The following is a 19,427-nucleotide window of genomic DNA, read 5'->3' as shown; positions in this document are numbered from 1 at the left end:
CGCGCAGCTTGGTTCCACGACGACGCATTATCAGACCGTCGCTATGACCGTTCCATCGACCACGGCGGCAAACGAATATCCGCGTATGGACGATCTGCCAGGGATACGTGAATGGATCGGCGACCGCATCGTTCATGACCTGTCGATGCAGACCTACACGATCCGCAACAAGGAATTTGAAGGCACGATCGGCGTTCGCATCTCCCAGGTGGAAGACGATCAGCTGGGCTTCCTCTCATCCATGGCGGCGCAGCTCGGCCAGAATGCCGCGCAGTTCCCGGATCAGCTGGTTTTCCCGCTCCTGAAGAACGGCGAAGCGACCAAGTGCTATGACGGCCAGAACTTTTTCGACACCGATCATCCCGGCTACGATGAGGATGGCAAGGAAACTTCGGTCTCCAACTTCGCTGCCGGTTCGTCTCCGGCCTGGTACCTGGTCGATGACAGTCAGGTCATCAAGCCGATCATCTATCAGAGCCGCAAGAGCTTCCAGCTCATCCGCAAGGATCAGGCGACCGACGATACCGTCTTCTTCGGCGGCAAGGCGGTCTATGGCGTCGATGGTCGCTGCAATGCCGGTTATGGCCTCTGGCAGCTGATCTACAAGTCCAAGCTGCCGTTGAATGCCGAGAACTATGCCGCTGCCCGCGCCGCGATGACTTCCATCCGCAAACGCAACGGCGAAGTGATCTCCATCAATCCGCGCAAGTTGCTCGTGCCGTCCACACTGGAAGGAGCCGCTCGCAAGCTGCTGCTCAACGAGCTGGCAGCGAACGGTGAGAGCAACGAGTGGAAAGGCACGGCCGAGCCGGTCGTCATCCCGCTGCTGGCTTAATCCAGCGCCCCCAAGAGTTCCGCCCGCACCAACAGCGGGCGGCGCATACCGGACTAACCCTGTCACTGCACTTGAACCCGGAGTTTTTACCATGAGGAAAGTGGGTCTGTTTTTCGGCAGCATGTTCGCGATTGTGGCGGCTTTTGCCCTCACATCGATCGCACCGGCATCGGCTGTCGATATCCCCGCCTATGAAAAAATCCTCTCCAATCCTGTCGATTTCTACTCTGCTAACAGCGAAGCGCTCGTGCCCGCCTCGGCACTGGTGGCGACCGTCAGTCAGGACATGAGCCTGCAACCAGCTTCTGATCTGGCCTTCGTCGCGATGCTTCGCCCGACAGACGTTTCCATCCTCGCCAAGTCGAGAAGCATGGATGTGCGCCTGCCACTTCCAGTTCCCCGAACGCTCATCGAATAGCCGATCGAGAAGAACTGAAAAGCACTCCCGCCATAACGGGCGGGAGGGTTTCTCAAAAGGGTCTCAAGTCCCCTTTGAAAAGCCCTGAAACAACGGAGCAAGAACATGGCAAAAGCTGCAAAGCCCACCGACGACACCAAGAAAGTGCCCGCTGCCGAGCCAGTAGGTGGCCCTCTGCTGAACACACCCGGCAACACCGGCCAGAACGGCGGGGCCGTCCAGGGCGATGCAACGACAACCAATACCTCCCCGGCGACTGCGACCAATGACGGGACCGGCAATACGGTCGGTCCCGTCAGCGACCAGACGGTGGTGGCTTCGGAGATCGAAGTCGATGAGATTGTCGCTGCATCCGTCCAGGCCGCGAAGGACGCGGGCTTTGATTTCATCGCAGCTGCGGTCGAACGCTATGCCGCCAAGCACGGCAAATTTGGATGCAACGGCATTCGTATCACGGCAAAGGTCGAAGGCATCCGCCGTGGCGGTTGTCGCCATAATGGCACGAATGAATATCCGATCGATAAGTTTGAGCCTTTCCAGCTCAACCAGATTTTGGGCGATCCCGATCTGGTCGCTGAGCTGATCGAGCTGGACGACTAATACCGGGCCGCCGCTGAAACAGGCCATGACCCGGAAGCCGTCGCGGCAGGCGGCTTCCACCTTAAATTGGAGAATGGCTCTTGTACGCCACAGTCGCAAATATGGTCGAGCGTTTCGGCAACACGGAAATGGTCCGGCTCTCCATGCCGGAAGACCGTGAAACCGAAACCCTTGATCCAGCCAAGATCGAAGTTGCCCTGGCCGACGCCACGGCACTGATCGACGGCTATCTGCGCGGCCGTTACAAGGTGCCGCTCGCAGAGGTTCCGAAGGATATCGTGCGCGCCGCATGCGTTCTCGCCCGCTATGATCTTGCAAAGGGGGAGCGTACCGAGCCGACCGAACAGATGCGCCTTGAACGCAAGGAAGTCATTACCTGGCTGGAAAACATCGCCAAGGGCTTGATCTCCATCGAGGCCGCATCGGCTGGAAACTTTGGAAAGTCCAACGGCCCGCGCTTTTCCGGCCGTCCCGCCATATTCTCTGATGAATCGCTGAAGGGCTGGTGAGATGGCTGAACCTGAACTCACCAAAGCGCCGATCAGGGTCATGGAAGCCGCAATTATTACGCGGTTGCGCCTCGCATTCCCGGAAAAGAAATTCCAGATTGAGCGCGTTCCTGCCGTTCTGACCGTCAAGGAATTTGAGCGCATTGTTCGCCTGAAGCCGTTTATCGGTCTCGCCTGGATGGGCCTTCAGCCGGATCGGGACCACGGCCGGTTGCTGTCGGGTGCTGCCAATTGGCGGCTTGTCCTGGTCGTCAAAGCGTCGAGCAATCTTGATGCCCGCTTCAAGGGCGATCGGTTCGATATCGGCCTTGATGCCATGATCGACGTGTCGAGTGTCCTTTTGAGCGGCTGCACCTTGCCGGACATTGGCACTTGCACGGTCACGCGCGCCGAAGCCGTCTATGCTGATGGATGGGCCGACGACGCCACTGTGCTTGCCCAGATCGATTTTGATGTGCGTTTCACGTCGCCGCTTTCCGCCTTCCAGATCAAGACTGCCGACGATCTCAAGTCGCTCGGTATCACCTGGATCACGAATGATGCGGAAGAACCTGTCATCACCGACACCATCAACCCCGAGGAAAGCCATGCTTGAGAAAAAGCTGAAGCTCGCACCCGGCCGCACCGTGCCCATGGAAGATGGCCGTGACTGGCCTGAAGGCGGCGCGACGGTCCCCGTCACTCTTTATATACGCCGCCGCATCGCGGACGGCGATCTGGTCGAGGTTGGCGTCAAAGCTCCAGCCGCGCCAGTGCCGACCGGCACTGACAGCAACGCCAACGACGACACGGCCGGCAAGGCCCGGAACGGAGGTAAATAATCATGGCTGACTTCGTTTTTGACGAAATCCCGACCGACTGGCGCTCTCCCGGCACCTATCTTGAGGTCAAGCCGAACTATCGCAATCTCGGTATCTTCGATTATCCGGTGCAGAACCTGATCATCGGTCTGAGGCTTGCAACCGGCACCTTGCAGCCCGGCACCATCACGGAAGTCGTTCGCGACACCGAAGGTCAGGCGCTGTTTGGTATCGGTTCGATTGGCGCCGAACAGGTGAAGGCGTTCCGCAAGACCAATAAGACCCAAAGCCTCTTCGTCATGGCGATCGCTGACGATGAAGACGCGGTAAAGGCCAGCGGCACCATCACATTTACCGGCGCGGTCTCGCAAGCTCTTGTCCTTCGCTTCAGGATTGCCGGTCAGCAGGTGCGTTTCACCGCACAGTCCACTGCCACCGTCGCACAGCTCGCAGCATCGCTCGCCGCCGCGATCAACGAGAATACCAGCCTGCCGGTCACAGCCGCAGCCGCTGCCGGTGTTGTTACCGTCACCAGCCGCCATGGCGGTGAAGTCGGCAACGATATCGATCTGCGCGTCGACATCGAGGCGCAGCCACTACCGACCGGCCTCAACGTTGCGATCGCCAAGATGGCTGGCGGTTCTGGCAATCCCGATCTGACGCCCGCGCTCGATGTGATCGCCAATACCTGGTACACGGCGATCCAGCAGCCGTTCAGCGATCCGACCAATATGGGCGTGTTCGCAGACTTCCTGACCAATCGCTTCACCGCGATGTCGAAGCTCGATGCGCATGGCTATGTCGGCAGGAGCGGTACGTTTGCCGATCTCGGCACCTGGGGCCAGCTGACGAACTGCCCGTTCCTGACGGCAGTGGGCCTGAATGGCTCGCCAACCAGCTCGTGGGTGTTGTCGGCGGCAGTCATGGGGCTTGCAAGCTTCCACCTTGCCAACGACCCGGCCCGCCAGTTGCGCTCGCTTGTTGTGCCTGGCGTGGAAGCGCCAAGTGCTGCCGACCAGTTCATCGAGACGGAACGCGATCTGCTTCTTCGCCGGGGTGTCTCGACCTTCGAAAGTCTTTCGGACGGTTCGGTCACGATCTCGCGTCTCATCACCACGTACCGCAAATCCAATCTTAACGTCGATGACGAGGCGTGGCTCGACATCATGGTGCCCGCCACCTTGTCGCGTATCCGTTACGACTGGAACTCTTACGTCTCGCTGCTCTATCCGCGTGCCAAGCTCACGGATGATGAGGACAGTGCGGCATTCGCGACCAATGTCGGCGATGATGAGGAACCCGGTTCTTCGGTCGTCACGCCGCGCCGGATGCACGCCTCCTGGGCGGGCCGCTGCCGCCGCTATGGCGACTTGGTCTGGATACAGAACGTCGAGGCAACCATCAAGCAGAGCGCATTCCAGCGTTCATCCAGTGACAAGAACCGTCTCGAAAGCCGACAGCAGATCAACATCGTCGGCAATCTGATGGTGCTCGCCGGTTCACTGGAATTCCAGGTCTAAAGGTAAGGAACGAGAACCATGGCACAGGTACTTGGCATTGTGGACATCGTTTGGCGGGGCCGAAACATCCCCGTCGAAAAGGGCGCGAAGATCAAGGTTGGCGGCATCAAGAACAATGCCGTTACCTACGGCCGCAAGGTCGGTCGCGCCCAGGAGTTCGAGGCTTCGGAGGTCACAGCGACAACGAACCTCGAAAAGGGACAGCGCTACGGCGGTCTCTGGGATGAGGGCGAAGGCGAATTGCAGGTTGTCTGCGATACCGGCCAGACCTTCATTTTCGCTGACGCCTTCCTAACCGACCATCCGGACATCACCGGCGGTGAAGGCGGCAAGATTGAACTCAAGTGGGCGGGCGGCGCTCCTGAAGAGGTGCTTTAATGGCTAAGAATGTTGTCGATCTCGATCTCACCGATGAAGAGCGTCCGGTCACGGACGCAGTGGTGGACCTGGACAGACCTGCTTCCACCAAGGCGGGCGTGATCGCCGATGTCGATGAGGATATCGATCCGAATGATCGCCTGCCGGATCATGCCGTCCAGAATGACAATGGTTCGGTCACGCTGCCACTGCTTTATCCTCGGACACTGGAGATCAAGAAGGGCGGGAAAGTACGTGAGGAGAAATATTCCGAACTGACCTTCCATCGTCTGACCGGCGCTGATCAGCGGGCAATTTCTGCAACTTCCGAAGATTCGATGAACGTCGTCGCGTTTTCGCGTTCGACGCGGATCAGCCAGGCCATCATGAACGTGCTTTATGACAGGCTCGATGCGGCCGACATCACCGCAGCCGCGCAGGTGTTGTCCTCTTTTTTGGCGAGTGGCCGGAAGACTGGCAAGTAATCCTCGGCGGGATCGCCGATGGATCGGGCTTCTCTGCCGCTGAAATCGACCTGATGGACGCGGCAACCGCCACCTTCTGGTGGAACAGCATCATGGCGTTTCGCAACAGGATCAAAGAGGCAGAGGGCTAGACCATGGCATCAAAATCAATGGCGCTCGATGTTCTGGTCCGGCTTCGCGATCAGCTCTCCAGTCCGATGCGCCGCCTTACGGGCAACCTTCAGAAATTGACCGGCTTTGCACGCCGTATCGGGGTTCTCGGTACGGCGGTCGCCGCTATTTCCTTCATGGGGCCGGTTCAGGAAGCCGCAGCCTTCCAGCAACAGCTGCTCGACATTGCAGGCACCGCCGAACTCTCAGGCAAGGCCGCGTTTGATTTCGCGGCCAAGGCCAAGGTCGAGTATGAGGAACTGGCCCTTGTCATCGGTCAGGCGTCGGAAACGATCGCGGCCGGTGCAGGCCAGATGATTGCTGCCGGTGTCGATCAAAAGCTGATCGACGCCACCATTGGCGATATCGGCCGCGCTGCTACGGCCGCGAATGCAGAATTCTCCGACATGGCTGGCGTTGGCACGGCCATGCTCAACAACCTGAAGCTTCCCGCCGATCAGATGCGCGACAGCCTGGGCGCGCTTGTGATCGCCGGTAAGGAAGGTTCCTTCGAGTTGAAGGACATGGCGCAGCATTTCCCGCGCCTGACTTCGCAGGTGGCAAAGTTCGGTGTGAAGGGCCGCGAGGCCGTCAACTTCCTCGGCTCGGCTCTCCAGATCGCCATGAAGGGCACGTCCGATCCGTCGATCGCGGCGAACAATCTTTCGAACTTCCTGTCGAAGGCGCTGTCTGAGCGCACCATCAAGAACTTTGCTGGCATGGGCGTCGATATTCAGGCGGTCATGCTGGATGCTGCATCCAAGGGGATCAACCCGCTGGAAGCCATGCTGCAGAAGGTCGGAAAGCTCACCGGCGTCGGCGAAGAGCAGATCGGCAAATACATGAAGGCCGCAGAAAAGAACGGCCTCAAGGGTGCCGAAGCGCTTGCCTATGTTCGCCAGCAGCTGGAAGCGATCGGCGCGGCCAGCAAGGTGTCCGAGCTGTTCTCCGATCAGCAGGTGCTGGATTTCATCGTGCCGTTCATGGCGAACGTGCAGGAATACAAGGACATCAAGGAGAAGGTTGCCGCCGCGACGGGTGCAGCGATCGACACCGACTTCGAGACACAGATGGCGGGCATGAACCGACAGCTGACGATCCTCAATGAAATCGGCACACAGTCCATTCGCGAGGTCGGCTTTGCTTTCGGTGAATGGCTTCCGACCATCAATGAATGGCTGCTCGCCGGTATTCGCTGGGTGCGGCAGTTCGATCAGGCAACAGGCGGCTGGATGAAAACCTTGCTGACTGGCGCAGGCGGTGTCGTTCTCCTGGTCACGGCGCTTGGCGCGCTCGGCGTTGTCCTTCCGATTATCGGTGCGGGTCTTGGTGCAATCGGCGCGTTGGTCGGCGTGATCCTGTCACCGCTTGGCATTGTGATCGGCCTGCTGGCTGGCGCTGGCGTCCTGATTGCCAAGAACTGGGACAAGGTCGCGCCAAAACTCATGAAGTTCTGGGATGGCCTGAAGGATCGCGCCTCCAAGGCATGGGAAGGCACGAAGCGGCTCTGGGGACAGGCGCAGCCTTATCTTTCCCGCGTCTGGTCGCGTGTGTCGGACGGCGCGGTTCGTGCCTGGAACTATGTGGCAGATGCTGCACCGCGTGCATGGTCGCGGATTTCCAATGGTGCCCGCTCGATCTTCGCAAACATCAACTTTGACAGCCTGAAAGTGGGCAGTTTGAAGGTTCTTGAAGGCGTCTTCAACGGGCTTCAAACCGCATGGACCGCGCTGAAGGATATTGGCAAGGGCATCGAACCTTCGCTGGCGCCGATCGGCGAAAGCCTGAAACGCACCTTTGGCCACATGGGCGATACCTGGAACAACTTGAAGGATATGGGCAGTGCGCTCGGTACGCTTGCCACCAACCTGATGCAGCTCGTTGGTTTTGACACCAGCAAGATGAGCGGCTTTGCACGCACCATGGGCGAATGGCTCGGCAAGCTGGAACTGCTGAAATTCACCGGCCTTGAGAAAATCTGGCAGGGGATTTCGGCACTGACGAAGGGACTGGCCGATCTGGCCAAGTGGGCAGCAGGTGGACAGATGCCAGATTGGGCAAAGTGGTTTCCCGAACAGGCCGGTCAACTTGTTGGGAACCTTGCTTCCGGCGTCGAAAAGCTGTGGGGGTTCCTGAAAATGCCGATCGATCTGCCGGTGTTGGCGTGGGATGCGCTCGCCGCTGGTTTCGAGCCTGTCTACAACAAGATCAAGGGCTGGCTCGACGGTATCGTCAGCGCGGTCAATGCCGTGAAGCAAGCCATTCTCGGCGTTCCGGCAGATATGAAAGACTTCAACGGTCAGATCACCGGAAAAGATGCTCGCGGTGCGTTGAACGGAAACCTTGTGGTTCCTCCATTGCCGGAGCTGAAGCGGCCGACGCCCGCAAACGGCAATAATCCTGATCAGCGCGCCAGTCTCTCGACGCCGACACGCCTTGCAGCTGTTGCCGGTGCGGCGCAGTCGGTCAATGTCGGTGGCGATATCCGCATCAAGGTCGATGGTCCGGGCAGGCTCGCAAGCGCTACGTCCGACAACAAGAATGTCGGGCTTACGACCGACCGTGGCCGCGTCATCGGCAGGGCATAGGGACAACCATGATCTTCGACAGCATCAGCGACGTTCTGCCCGGACTGCTTCCAGCTTCATATCGTGGCATTTCCTTCCACGTACCGGACACGTCAACACAGGTCGGGCGCCGCGTTGCCGAGCATCTGTTCCCCGGTATCGATCAGGCGGCGTATGACGATTTCGGCCTTGCGACACAAACCGTCCAGGTTGAAGGGCTGATCGTCAGCGATTCCTATATTGCCCAGGCACAAGCCCTGAAGGCCGCATTCGAGACGCCGGGACCGGGAACGCTCATCCATCCATGGCTTGGCCCGATGCAGGTCATCATGGAAGAGACGGCCGAGATTTCCTTTGCCGCCCACGAGCTGCGCGTCGTCCGCTTCAGCGCCACCTTCAAGCGCTACAATGGTATGGGCCTTTCAGGCTTTGCCTCCACCGCCTCGGCGCTGATAGGTGCTGCACTTTCGCTCGTCTCGCTTGCCACGTCTCTCACTACATCGACATCGAGGCGAACCCTGTCCCGGCTTCGCACCGACGCCACACAGCGCACCGCTCGACAAGTTGTTTCCTACTGGCAATCCAGCGCCGGAAGGGCTTCTGCCCTGATCTCCGCAGTCCTGCCGCAATCCTTGCCTGCCACACCTGAAGCCTTGTCCAGCGCCGCCAGCTCGGTGACGGACATGATCGTCAATCTCGTTCCCGATCTCGCCGGAACGCCTGCGGTTGCTCCGGCAGCAGAGGCAACCAGTTCCTACACCGGCCTGTCTGCGCGTCAGGCGCTCGATATCAACGCCAGTGCCGGGGCTGCTTTTGTCGCTCTTGCCGGTGATACTGTATCGCGTCCGGACACGGTGCTCTTGGCCGGAACGGCTGGCGATGCGCTTGCCAAGGCTGGTCAACTTGCGGCCTATGTCGAGTTCGGTTCACGAGCGGAAGCAAGCGCGCTGCGCGACAGCCTGGTCGGCCAACTGGATGCCTATACCGATCTGCTATCCAGCCTTTCCGATTCCGATTTTGCTGCCGAGGCCAGCGCCACCATCCGCGCCACCCGCGATGTCCGCTTGTGCCTGATTGCCGATATCAATGAAGCGATCGGGCGCTTGCCAGCATCGCGCATCATCGAAACGGACCGTCCGACAGATGCCTTTCAGATCGCCAATCATATTTATGGTGACGATCCGTCCGCGATCGAGGACGGCTACCTCTCGATCATCGAGCGCAACCGGCCACGCCATCCAGCCCGCATTCCTGCGGGCCGCGTCGAGGTGACGGAATAATGGCGCGCTCGATCTGGCTGAAGGTGAACGGGCAGATATTCGACCAGTGGACGAATGCCAACATCACCCGCGACCTGAAGGATTTCAGCGGCTCCTTCAGTTTCGAACTGCGCGATTATAGCCGGGCGTTGTCCACCTTCGATTTTGCATCGCCTGCAAATGCGGTGTTCAAGCTGAAGCCCGGTATGGAAGCGGAAGCTTATGTCGAGGATCAGCTCGTCCTCAAAGGCTATATCGAAACCGTTTCGCCCGATATCGATGAAGAGCGCGCCATGGTCTCGATATCTGGCAAGGACAAGGCGGGCGATCTGGTTGACAGCACCGCCGCGCCGACCGGGCCTTCCGAATTTAACAACATCAAACTGGAAGAGGCGGTCAAGCGCATCGCTGAGCCATTCGGGCTTTCCGTCCGCTCCGAGATCGATACCGGCCACGCATTCCCGCGCTACGGTATCGATCTTTCCGAAACCGGCTTGAGCGCCATCGATAAGGGCACACGCCAGCGCCATGCACTTGTCATGTCGGATGGCGTCGGCGGTGTCGTCATCACCCGGACCGGAGCCAATCGCGCTCCGGCAGCACTTTCACTGCCTGGGAACGTGAAAGGCTCCTCCGGCCAGTTCACCCATAAGGATCGGCATTCCAAGGTTATCGTGCGCGGTCAGTCGGAAAAGGCTGCTACCGTTCGCGACGGTCGCGCTGCTCCGCTTCTGGGCGGCAGTGCTCCGGTAAACCCGGAAGACAGGGAAGCAACTGACGGTTCGGCAACTGAACGCGAACGGCGCGGCGTTGTCGCCAGTGGCGAGGCGACTGATGACGAAATCAGGCGCTATCGTCCGATTGTGCATCTGGCCCGCTCCAAGGCCGACGACAAGGGCTGCAAGGATGAAGCCGACTGGCGCATGCGTACCAAGCGCGGCGAGAGCGAGGAAATCTCCTATCGCGTTCATGGCTACAAGGCGAACGGGCGTCTGTGGCGCGTCAATGAAATGGTCGAGGTCTCCGATTCCTTTCAGGACGTGTTTCGCGACATGCTGATTTCCCGCGTGACCTTCCTGCAGCAGGAGGACAGCGGCTGCGAAACCGAAATCGCAGTCACGTCGCCGGAAGCCTTCGACAATAAGCCTGTAAAGGGCCGTCGAAAGAACGTTAAGGGCCGCAAGAAGAGCGGCAAAAAGAGCAAGGGCAAGGGATCGGGCGGGCCGCTGGACGGCACTGCATCGGCCCTGTAACTTGGAATAATGTGAGGTCAACCATGGATCATGAAACTGCCAGCAAGGTTCGTGGGATTGTTCGCCGCGTCGTTCTGAAGAACGTCAATGACGATGGCGAAACACAGACCGCCTCTGTGGAAGTTGCTCCTGGCATCTGGCGCGACAAGGTCGAGATCATGCAGCCTTATGGGCTGGCAACCTCGGCACCGGAAGACGGCGCACTTGCCGTCGCGGTTGCCATTGGCGGCAATGAGGATGACATCGTACTCTTGCCGGTCGGTAATCCATCTGCCCGTATGGGTGGGCTGAAGCCGGGTGAAACGGCACTTTATAATCAGCACGGCGACGGCATTCTCGTGGGTGCAGACGGAACCGTCAGCATTCAGGCGGGAGCGTCGATCGTGCTGAAGGTTGGTGGCGTTACCGTGACGGTCTCGCCGGGCGGCGTTGACATCGATGGCGGAACGATTACCCACGATGGTGTGGTGATAGACAAAACCCACATACACATTGGTGTGGTTCCCGGAAGCGGGACCAGTGGACCTCCCCAAGGTTAATCTGTTTCGTGCCCGCCTCGGTGGGCATGATCGTTTTCGCGCGCGCGCGATAGAACCGGGGCATGTTTTACGATGTGGCACTCATCTATGACCCCGAAACCCGCCGCGCTGATCTGGAGATCGGCGCGGACGGCGATCTCATCATTGATGAAACCCCGATCACGCCGGTGCTTCTTTCTGTCGGCCTTGATCGCCGTGCCAACCCCGACGATCCGCTGCCGGAAGGCCGCTCGCAATTCCTGACAGGGTCCGGCATCGATGTTCGTCGAGGTGCTGCAGCCGACGCGCTTGATCCCTATGGCGAGCGTATCGGTTCGCGCTGCTGGCTGCTTGATCGCGCCAAGGAAACCGAAACAACCCGCCTTCTTTACCAGAGCTGGCTTGCTGAAAGCCTTGAATGGGTGACCTCCGATACCGGCATTCCAGCCGAGATCGAGACGGAATGGGTCGCGCCGCAAATGCTCGGCTGGCGCGTCTTGGTCGATGATACCGCTATTTCCGGCCGGAGGACTGCCTGATGCCTTGGCCCGTTCCATCCGCAAAGACCATCGCTGAACGTATCGCCTCGGCCATGGAGTTCAGCATTTCCGTTGTGCGGCCGCTTGTTGATCCGCTTGCGATTTCCCGTGCCGTTCGTTCGGCTCGCGGCATGCTCGCCATGATCAGCCGCGCCGTAGCACTGGAGGCGCGCGAGATCCACGATCATGTCGCATGGTGGGGCAGACAGTACTTTGTTGATACGGCCGAAGACGAGTTCGTCCAGCGTCATGCCGATATCTGGGGCATTGTAGCCCGTCCGGCCACATTCGCTGTCGGCAAGGTGGATATTGAGGGCGCGGCAGGAACACCCATTCCTGCCGATCTTGAAATCGCTGGTTCCGATGGCACGATCTTTAAAACCACGGAAACCGCGATCATTGGCCCGAATGGGGGGGCTGCAATATCGGTCATCGCATCTGTTGCTGGCCCGGCAGGCAATCTGGAAGCCGGTATCAGGCTGCGCACGGTCACCGCCTTTCCTGAGATCAACCGTATCGCAGTCGCGGCTGAAGGAATTGCAGGTGGCGCGGAGGCGGAAACCCCAGCGGAACTGGCCGACGCAACCATGGCCTACATCCGGCAGCGCCCGCATGGCGGCGCTGGCTTCGATTATCCGACCTGGTTGCGGGAAAAATTCGCGGTTCGTGCCGTAAAGCCGGAAACCGACTGGATCGGTCGTGGTTCTGTTGGCGTCATTGTCGCCATGAAAGATGGCACTTCTGCCCGTACGCCGACCGAATCGGAAATGACCGAGATGCTTAGCTATCTGGGCGCTCCCGGTTCGTCTTCCGGCGTTCGGCCGGTCACAGCCCATGTCGTCATTGTGCCTGCCGAAATGCGGGCGATCCCTATCACCGTCCGCGTTCGTCCAGACAAGGTCGCCACACGCGCGGCAGTTCAGGAAGCATATGCGGCATTCATCGCAACGATCGGCGATGCGAACGACGATCAGAACGAAAGCCCTATCGGCGCTCGCATTGAACCGTCACGCATTTCCGAGGCGATCTCAGCTGCATCTGGCGAATACGCTCACGATCTGATTTCACCGTCAGCGCCGTTCACCCTTGATCGCGACCAATACCCGCTTCCCGGCGAGATCACTTTCGAGGAACCGCTATGACGCGTCCACAGTCATCCATCCTCGCCAGCCTGATCGGCAAGCTTCCACGCGGCTTTGTGCTTGGAAAGCGTGAAGGCGTTCTCGACGCAATCCTCGATAGCATCGCCAAGGTTCTCGTCCAGGCAGAAGCTGACGCTGAAAGTCTGATGAACGAAATCGATCCGCGCACGGCCAATGCCCTGTTGCCGGATTTTGAACGGGTTCTTGGTCCTGATCCTTGCGGGCGCGATCTGGGTAGTCAGACGCTTGAACAGCGCCAGCGTCGGGCACACCAGCGCTGGATCGCCAAGGGCGGAGCCAGCATCCCGTATTTCGTCAGGATGGCGGCAAGTCTCGGCCACACGATCGAGATCGAGGAGTTCTGGCCTTCCAAGGCCGGCGTGCTTCGCGCCGGACAAGCTCTGATTGCTGAAGGTGAACAGTTCACATGGCGCGTGAAACTTCAGCTGATCTCGGAATGGATATTCCGCGCAGGCGTCAACACAGCAGGACAACCGCTCGGCGGCTTCGAGATCAGCGATATCGAATGCGAGCTTCGCCGCCTGAAGCCCGCCCACACACAACTTGTTTTCTCGTATCAGGAGAACTGACATGGATCGCGTCAACGGCAATGATTGGGTCGATATTGGCGGCGGCAGGCGCGGCTTTCGCTCGCAGAATGCAGCGGCAGGCGTTCCTGGCACGGAAGTAACAGATAAAATCCTCAATGATTGGCAGGAAGAAATCTGCGCCGTTATCGAAAATTCGGGATTTGTCCTTGATCCGGAAAACCAGCAGCAACTTTGGGAAGCACTGCAATCGATCGCGGCACCGGGCTTTGCAAACCGCGCAGCCTGGTTGCCGGTCATTTCTATGACCACGACCGCGCCGCCGAATGATGCAGTCCTAGGCGATGCATACGTAATACCGGCTGGGGCAAGCGGAACTTGGACTGGAAATCAACAAAAACTTGCTGAATGGACAGGTTCAACATGGCGCATCGTCAACACTAAGGATGGGCATGGTGTCAGCCTGCCGGATGGGCGTGTGTTCGAGAAAGTAGGCGGTGCCTATGTGGAAAAGCTCGCGCTTGATGCCCAGTCCGGCAAATGGAGCTATGCCGTAGCCGGTGGATCGGCAAATGCGCTTACAGCCACGCTCACTCCTGCTACACAAGCATATGCGGCTGGTCTGGTCGCGCGTGTGCGTATTTCAACGACAAACACTGCTGATGGCCCAACGCTTAATCTGAACGGTCTGGGTGCAAAGCCGATCCGTTATAGCAATGGTCGCGGTGTGTTCGCAGGAGAATTGGCATCAGGACGCGATGCCGTCTTCTATTACGATGGTACCGCGTTCATTCTCATGAACCCGATGCTGTATTTTGAGAAGCTTGCACCAAAAGCCGCAAGACGATGGAATGCCTTCACTCCTGGCGTCGCTCTTTCTGATATTTCCGGTGTGAAATCTGCTAACAGCGCTCAAAGCATCGCGTCGATTACCGGCGTGACCTACTTGTCGGTTTCAGCATATTGCGGCGTTAAGAATATCAGCACAACATTTGCTGGCGTCATTGGCTATCTGGTTTTGAGGCGATCTGGTCAGGCAGATCAAGGTTCACAGTATCTCGGCCTTTACACAAACGGCTCCGGTTCAGAAGCGAGCAGCATCCAACAGCCAATGACGCTTTCGGCTGAGTTCAACAACCTTGATCCAACGGCGACATACACCCTTTACCTGATGGTGGAAAAGGATCTCGCAACGGGTCCGATTGTTGTTCTCGACACCTATATCCGCGCTCTTTCCGATTGAGGCCGCTATGAAATATTTCCATATGAAAGTTGATGGACGCGAGGTTTGGGGTTCCGCTCCAGATTTGCCAGAGGATGCGACGGAAATGTCGGAAACCGAGTGGCAGGCCGGAATAGACGCTGCACGTATGCAGCCACCGGCAACGCTCGAACAGATCAAGTCGGCGCTGAAAGTCGGCATTGATGCAGCTGCTGAAGCCGAGCGCCTCAAATACATCACGCCGGGCCACGGTCAGGCGATGACCTATCAGCAGAAGGTTACAGAGGCTCAGGCATTCAAAGCGGCGAGCAATCCTCAGCCGTCTGATTATCCGATCCTGTCATCCGAAATTGGTATCACTGCTGAGACGATTGATGAGGTTGCGGACGTGGTTCTTGCGGCGTTTGCGCAGTGGCAGCAAATCGGAGCAATGGTCGAAAGCATTCGCCTTGGTGCCAAGCGCGACATTGATGCGGCGGAAGATGAAGCCGCAGCACGCGCTATCGTTGATGCTATCGTTTGGCCATCCGCACAGGTGCAGTCATGACGGCAATGCAGTACGGCGTTTTATCTAATGTTTTTGCAGTAAGAGTGTCGCCGGAAACGACGGCAGCGATCCATCTGGCTGTTTTGGAAGCAATCGCCTGTCGATGGAGCGTGCGCCGCCTAAAAGAAACATTAGCAGCAAGGCACGTGCCCGGGTTTGGCGATCAAGGCCGATCGGTAGGTGAGCTATAGCCGGCTCCTTATGCGCTTCGTTCGCTAGTACAACTGCCTCTGCATATGAAAGACGTTCGCTCATCACTCGCCATGCACCTGCGCTCATCTTGTCCCAGCCGTCGAATGTATCAGATCGAGCCATGTGTGCCAAAGCGCCATCCACCTCATCGTCAAATGCCGTGTCGTACGGCACAAGTTTGATCGCGTCATATCGTGCGGTAAATAGTGGATGCAGATCAAAAAATAATTCTACGGCATCCCAAGGTGATACCGGCTCCATTGCAGGAAGCTCAGTCTCGGAAGGAAAGCGCTCCGCACAATACCACATCCAGATTTCTGATAGTTTCACCACTTCACTTTCGACGACTTGAGATACTGTTCCACTGTTATATTGCTGATCGAGTCGCTTTCAGGCATCAAGTGGATAAGTCAATTTCTACAGAGCGAGAGGAATGAGTATGCTGTTGACTAAGCATTGCAGGCCGCTAGATCTCGAGCGCATGTTAAATGGTTACTTCAAGATTGGCTCACATGAGGAGTACTCTAAGGGTGAGACCGCAGGCACACTTAGCGATACAGCTGAAGGACAGGGCGGTTTTTCACTTCAAGGAGACCTTGTTAGTTTTACAGGCAACATTGGAAGCAGTCGGTTTGAGAATGTTTCGTCTATCGGTTCTGGAAGCGGTTTTTCACTCGTATTCAATGATAAGATTAACAGCCTTATGTTCTGTGCGTCGCTTGGGGCATACGATCCGAAGCGACACGAAGCTATTATGCGCGGCGACCTAAATCGTTCCTACGCACCAAACGAAGAACTGACTGCATATCTGACGCTGGATGCCGACAAACTCAATGAGGCTTTGGTAGCTGCAACCGATGAATTTTTTGGAGTTCGTACGCGCTGGATAAGTTGCCCGGTTAGCTACGGAGAACGGCAAGAGATATTAGATGCAAATCAATTTAATGGCTTTGACAGCCAACATCTTATGATGCGTCTGGCGAAACAAGCTTCACTCAAGCCAGACAAATTTCAGGTAGAACAGGAGTTCAGGTTTTTAATGGTGCTTCTACCAAATAGAGAACTTCCTGAAGTGATCCTAAGTAAAGATCTCTCGACGGACATTCATGAAGCATTCAAGCGTACGATAGTTGATACCGGACACTTTTCCTCCGGATCGATTTGAATTTACCGTGAGGGTCTTTCACATCGTAAATCTGTTGCCACTCGATCTTGCGCTCGCTGCCACGCGATTTTGCGCGCTACAATTTGCCTGATACTCGCGGCAAAGTCGTCTGCCAGAGAGTGAAGAGGTCACGGACTATCGCCGCCGAGCGTTCTTGTCGGGCAGCGACACGCGCCTCAGGGCTTTGACCACGGACGGTATCTTCTATTTCCCAGAGCGTTGCCATTCGCTCGAGGGTCTCTGTTGCCACCTTGGAGCTTTTCGCGACATGCAATTCATAGAACTTGCGACGGCTATGTGCCCAGCAGCCAGCCAGAATAACGCCGTCGTTGCCGCCGTCCTTGCGGGCGAGTTTGCTGTAGGCCCCGTACCCGTCAACCTGCAGAATCCCGCGATAGCCGCTGAGGTGCCGTGCCACGCAGTCGGTCGCCCGACTGTCTTCGAAGCGATAGGCCACCATGGGCGGGCCATTGCCTCCGAACGGTCGGTCATCCCTGGCATAGGCCCATAGCCATGCGGTTTTCGCCGACCCGGACCCAGGCGCCAGTGTCGGCAGGGTCGTCTCGTCGGCAAATATTCGTTCCGCCTTCTTGATTTTGTCCAGGATGTAATCGGCGAGGATGTCGAGTTCGAACCCCAGCTTTCCCATCCATTGAGCCATGAGCCTGCGGTCAAGTTCGACCTTGTCGCGGGCGTAAATCGCCTCCTGCCGATAGAGTGGTAGGCCATCGGCATATTTGGACACGGCGATCTGAGCCAGAAGCGCTTCTGTTGGAATGCCCGCCTCAATGATATGTGTCGGGGCCGCAGCCTGGATCACGCCGTCTTCGTTCTTAAAAGCGTATTTGGGACGGCGCGTGACAATGACACGGAACTTCGCTGCAACGACATCCAAGCGTTCGGATATGTCCTCTCCGATCAGGATTTTCGTCTTGCCCGCATGCTCCGGCAAGTCTTCCGGCTCGATCACCACTTCGATACGCTCCAGATGCGCCGCAAAGCCCTTGCGTGGCCTCGGTGGACGTTTGCCATCTTTGTTGATGCCACTCGTAACCTTGGCCCTGATCGCCGCAATACCGGTCTCGATCTCCTCAAAGACAAAAGCATGCTGCTCGTCATCAACACTGGCCGCTGCAAGTTTCTCTGAACGCCGCCCGAAGCGCGCGCGGTCAAAAGCTTTCAGGATCTGTGTCAGCCGCTCGATGCGCTCATCGGCATCAGCATTTCGGGCCTTGAGATCGTCGACCTGCTTTTCCAAAGCCTCGACGCGAGCGGCCTTTTCGGCCATGGCAAGAACCATGGCCTTGAGTGCCTCTACATCATCCGGAAGCTCTATCTCGGGTCGCGTCATGGGTATGATCAGAGCATATTTTGCTGTGATCCGCCCGCAGTTTCAGGTGCATGATTCAATTCGCCGCAGGGGTTTTACCCAACAATCTCTGGTGGCTTGATGGGTGTTGATCGAACGCGTTTCCAGTCCATTCCATCCACCAAAGCCAGAAGCTGGGCATTGTTGAGCTGGACCCGGCTATGTCCGATGCGCGGCCAGCAGAACTGGGCTTTCTCCAGCCGCTTGGCATAAAGGCAAACGCCGGAGCCATCCCACCATACGATCTTGATACGGTCTGCTCGTTTCGCCCGGAAGACATAAAGAGCTCCGTTGAACGGATCACTGCCAGCATCTCGAACCAGTGATAGCAAGCTGTCAGGTCCCTTACGGAAGTCGATCGGATGGCTCGCCAGAAAGACTTTCACGTTCGACGGGATCATGCCGACCGCACCGCTCGGATCACGCGACTGAGGTGTCCTTCATCGGCATCCACCCCCGCCCGGATAATCACGTCGCCGATAACCACCTCGATCACCGCCTGCGCGCAAACCGGTCCCGAATCCGACTCAATAGCCGCAGGCACCGAAGAGCCCCCTTGTTCGGCGCGAGCATCACGACGCCAGCCGAATAACTGTGATGGATGTATGCCGATGCGACGCGCAATTGCCGAGACATTCGCTCCAGGCTCCATCGCCTCAGCCACCGCTCGCTCCTTGAAATCATCGGACCAACGCCGCCGAAACTGCCGCGGCGCGCCCTCAAAACGTTCCGGAACGGCCTCGATCATATGAAAGTTTCTAGTTCCAGAGATAGGCGCAGACATAGAAGCTCACAGCTGGTGAATAGTCATTACGCAATAGCTGAGCTCGCGCTACTGACGCCAGATGGGGTCAGCTTGCCGCTTACGTTGCAATCGGCACATCGAGCCCTGAACTGATCACGACAATCGTCTCGACCGTACGCAATGAGCGCGAGATCGCGGTAGGCAATCTTTTGGGCAGCAGTGTCTATAATATTGCAGTCATTCTTGGGCTGACGATGCTGGTTCCGAGCGAAGCGATCACCGTGGAAAGAACGCTCATCGCCGTCGACATTCCTGTTATGGCTGCGGCAACTGTGCTTTGCGTTCCAGCCTTCCTCACGGGCAGAACTCTGTCGCGGGCCGAAGGGGCAGCATTTGTCGGTTGCTACATAGCTTACTTCGCCTACCTTATGCTCGCTCGGACTTAACTCTGGCGCAGGCAGGGTAATGAAACTGGACGCATCGATTTGCTCCGCGAAGGTTGTCGCTTCCGTTCGAAAAATTGACGGATACAGCGCGCAATAGGTCACCCACGAGTAGGTTATGCAGCTGTTTCGAAGAGCAAGTTATGATGGCTGCCCGTCCCCGCAACCATCTTTACTTGCTCGGGCAGCAAGTAAAGATTAGATCCTGCCCCCGCAACCAATATCCTTCCCTGAAAATACTAAA

The 19,427-nt window shown here is 57.8% G+C and carries 23 protein-coding genes and 1 pseudogene; 20 read left to right on the top strand and 4 right to left on the bottom strand.

Going from position 1 to position 19,427, the window contains the following annotated elements; translation table 11 throughout:
• The 18 genes from CEV34_RS14490 to CEV34_RS14405 all read left to right on the top strand — a co-directional run.
• Positions 1-835 (top strand): Mu-like prophage major head subunit gpT family protein (locus tag CEV34_RS14490; protein ID WP_094543821.1); only part of this gene is annotated, 835 nt, incomplete at its 5' end.
• A 91-nt stretch (positions 836-926) separates the two neighbouring features.
• Positions 927-1,253, top strand: a complete 327-nt coding sequence (locus CEV34_RS14485) for a hypothetical protein (RefSeq protein ID WP_143853380.1) — start codon at positions 927-929, stop codon at positions 1,251-1,253.
• Positions 1,254-1,358: 105 nt separating this feature from the next.
• Positions 1,359-1,853, top strand: a complete 495-nt coding sequence (locus CEV34_RS14480) for a hypothetical protein (RefSeq protein WP_094543819.1) — start codon at positions 1,359-1,361, stop codon at positions 1,851-1,853.
• A gap of 80 nt (positions 1,854-1,933) precedes the next feature.
• On the top strand, positions 1,934-2,362 hold the full coding sequence (locus tag CEV34_RS14475; RefSeq protein ID WP_094543818.1) for a gp436 family protein: 429 nt from the start codon (positions 1,934-1,936) through the stop codon (positions 2,360-2,362).
• 1 nt (position 2,363) lies between these two features.
• Positions 2,364-2,957 carry a hypothetical protein gene (locus CEV34_RS14470; protein WP_094543817.1) on the top strand — a complete coding sequence of 198 codons (594 nt, stop codon included), beginning with the start codon at positions 2,364-2,366 and terminating at the stop codon, positions 2,955-2,957.
• Positions 2,950-3,183 carry a DUF2635 domain-containing protein gene (locus CEV34_RS14465; protein ID WP_094543816.1) on the top strand — a complete coding sequence of 78 codons (234 nt, stop codon included), beginning with the start codon at positions 2,950-2,952 and terminating at the stop codon, positions 3,181-3,183. Before CEV34_RS14470 ends, CEV34_RS14465 begins: the two co-directional genes overlap by 8 nt.
• A gap of 2 nt (positions 3,184-3,185) precedes the next feature.
• Positions 3,186-4,682: a phage tail protein gene (locus CEV34_RS14460; protein ID WP_094543815.1), complete on the top strand. Its 1,497-nt coding sequence runs from the start codon at positions 3,186-3,188 to the stop codon at positions 4,680-4,682.
• Between the two features lie 18 nt (positions 4,683-4,700).
• On the top strand, positions 4,701-5,060 hold the full coding sequence (locus CEV34_RS14455) for a phage tail tube protein (RefSeq protein WP_094543814.1): 360 nt from the start codon (positions 4,701-4,703) through the stop codon (positions 5,058-5,060).
• Positions 5,060-5,524 carry a phage tail assembly protein gene (locus CEV34_RS14450; protein ID WP_094543813.1) on the top strand — a complete coding sequence of 155 codons (465 nt, stop codon included), beginning with the start codon at positions 5,060-5,062 and terminating at the stop codon, positions 5,522-5,524. Before CEV34_RS14455 ends, CEV34_RS14450 begins: the two co-directional genes overlap by 1 nt.
• A gap of 134 nt (positions 5,525-5,658) precedes the next feature.
• Positions 5,659-8,262, top strand: a complete 2,604-nt coding sequence (locus CEV34_RS14445; RefSeq protein ID WP_094543812.1) for a phage tail tape measure protein — start codon at positions 5,659-5,661, stop codon at positions 8,260-8,262.
• A gap of 8 nt (positions 8,263-8,270) precedes the next feature.
• Positions 8,271-9,521, top strand: coding sequence for a DNA circularization N-terminal domain-containing protein (locus CEV34_RS14440; protein ID WP_094543811.1), 1,251 nt, complete (start codon positions 8,271-8,273; stop codon positions 9,519-9,521).
• Entirely contained in the window at positions 9,521-10,753 is a 1,233-nt protein-coding gene (locus tag CEV34_RS14435) for a phage baseplate assembly protein (RefSeq protein WP_094543810.1), read from the top strand. The genes CEV34_RS14440 and CEV34_RS14435 overlap by 1 nt, the downstream gene beginning before the upstream one ends.
• A gap of 23 nt (positions 10,754-10,776) precedes the next feature.
• A complete protein-coding gene (locus CEV34_RS14430; RefSeq protein WP_094543809.1) occupies positions 10,777-11,292 on the top strand; it encodes a phage baseplate assembly protein domain-containing protein in 516 nt (171 codons plus the stop codon).
• A 62-nt stretch (positions 11,293-11,354) separates the two neighbouring features.
• On the top strand, positions 11,355-11,810 hold the full coding sequence (locus CEV34_RS14425; RefSeq protein ID WP_094543724.1) for a phage GP46 family protein: 456 nt from the start codon (positions 11,355-11,357) through the stop codon (positions 11,808-11,810).
• Positions 11,810-12,952, top strand: a complete 1,143-nt coding sequence (locus CEV34_RS14420; protein ID WP_094543808.1) for a baseplate J/gp47 family protein — start codon at positions 11,810-11,812, stop codon at positions 12,950-12,952. The genes CEV34_RS14425 and CEV34_RS14420 overlap by 1 nt, the downstream gene beginning before the upstream one ends.
• Positions 12,949-13,542, top strand: a complete 594-nt coding sequence (locus CEV34_RS14415; protein ID WP_094543807.1) for a YmfQ family protein — start codon at positions 12,949-12,951, stop codon at positions 13,540-13,542. The genes CEV34_RS14420 and CEV34_RS14415 overlap by 4 nt, the downstream gene beginning before the upstream one ends.
• A gap of 1 nt (position 13,543) precedes the next feature.
• On the top strand, positions 13,544-14,743 hold the full coding sequence (locus CEV34_RS14410) for a DUF2793 domain-containing protein (RefSeq protein WP_094543806.1): 1,200 nt from the start codon (positions 13,544-13,546) through the stop codon (positions 14,741-14,743).
• A gap of 7 nt (positions 14,744-14,750) precedes the next feature.
• The gene (locus CEV34_RS14405) at positions 14,751-15,269 is read left to right on the top strand and encodes a hypothetical protein (protein ID WP_094543805.1); all 519 of its coding nucleotides are present in this window, start codon (positions 14,751-14,753) and stop codon (positions 15,267-15,269) included.
• A gap of 24 nt (positions 15,270-15,293) precedes the next feature.
• Here CEV34_RS14405 and CEV34_RS14400 read toward each other — a convergent pair whose 3' ends face one another.
• On the bottom strand, positions 15,294-15,794 hold the full coding sequence (locus CEV34_RS14400) for a hypothetical protein (protein WP_143853378.1): 501 nt from the start codon (positions 15,792-15,794) through the stop codon (positions 15,294-15,296).
• Positions 15,795-15,894: 100 nt separating this feature from the next.
• Between CEV34_RS14400 and CEV34_RS14395 the strand changes: the two genes are divergently transcribed.
• Positions 15,895-16,626, top strand: coding sequence for a hypothetical protein (locus CEV34_RS14395; protein WP_094543803.1), 732 nt, complete (start codon positions 15,895-15,897; stop codon positions 16,624-16,626).
• 82 nt (positions 16,627-16,708) lie between these two features.
• On the opposite strand, the pseudogene tnpC reads toward CEV34_RS14395, so the two are convergent.
• The 3 genes and pseudogenes from tnpC to CEV34_RS14380 all read right to left on the bottom strand — a co-directional run.
• Positions 16,709-17,977 (bottom strand): annotated as a pseudogene (gene tnpC, locus CEV34_RS14390) (IS66 family transposase); the annotation flags it as partial.
• A gap of 74 nt (positions 17,978-18,051) precedes the next feature.
• Positions 18,052-18,396, bottom strand: a complete 345-nt coding sequence (gene tnpB, locus CEV34_RS14385; protein ID WP_012478067.1) for an IS66 family insertion sequence element accessory protein TnpB — start codon at positions 18,394-18,396, stop codon at positions 18,052-18,054.
• Complete coding sequence (locus CEV34_RS14380; RefSeq protein WP_235819058.1) at positions 18,393-18,743, bottom strand: transposase; 351 nt, start codon at positions 18,741-18,743, stop codon at positions 18,393-18,395. Before CEV34_RS14380 ends, tnpB begins: the two co-directional genes overlap by 4 nt.
• Positions 18,744-18,868: 125 nt before the next feature.
• Between CEV34_RS14380 and CEV34_RS14375 the strand changes: the two genes are divergently transcribed.
• On the top strand, positions 18,869-19,186 hold the full coding sequence (locus tag CEV34_RS14375; RefSeq protein WP_094543801.1) for a sodium:calcium antiporter: 318 nt from the start codon (positions 18,869-18,871) through the stop codon (positions 19,184-19,186).
• Positions 19,187-19,427: the final 241 nt, after the last annotated feature.

This window comes from Brucella pseudogrignonensis, from assembly GCF_002252525.1.
Classification (GTDB): Bacteria; Pseudomonadota; Alphaproteobacteria; order Rhizobiales; family Rhizobiaceae; genus Brucella; species Brucella pseudogrignonensis.
This window is presented reverse-complemented; position numbering and strand designations above follow the sequence as displayed.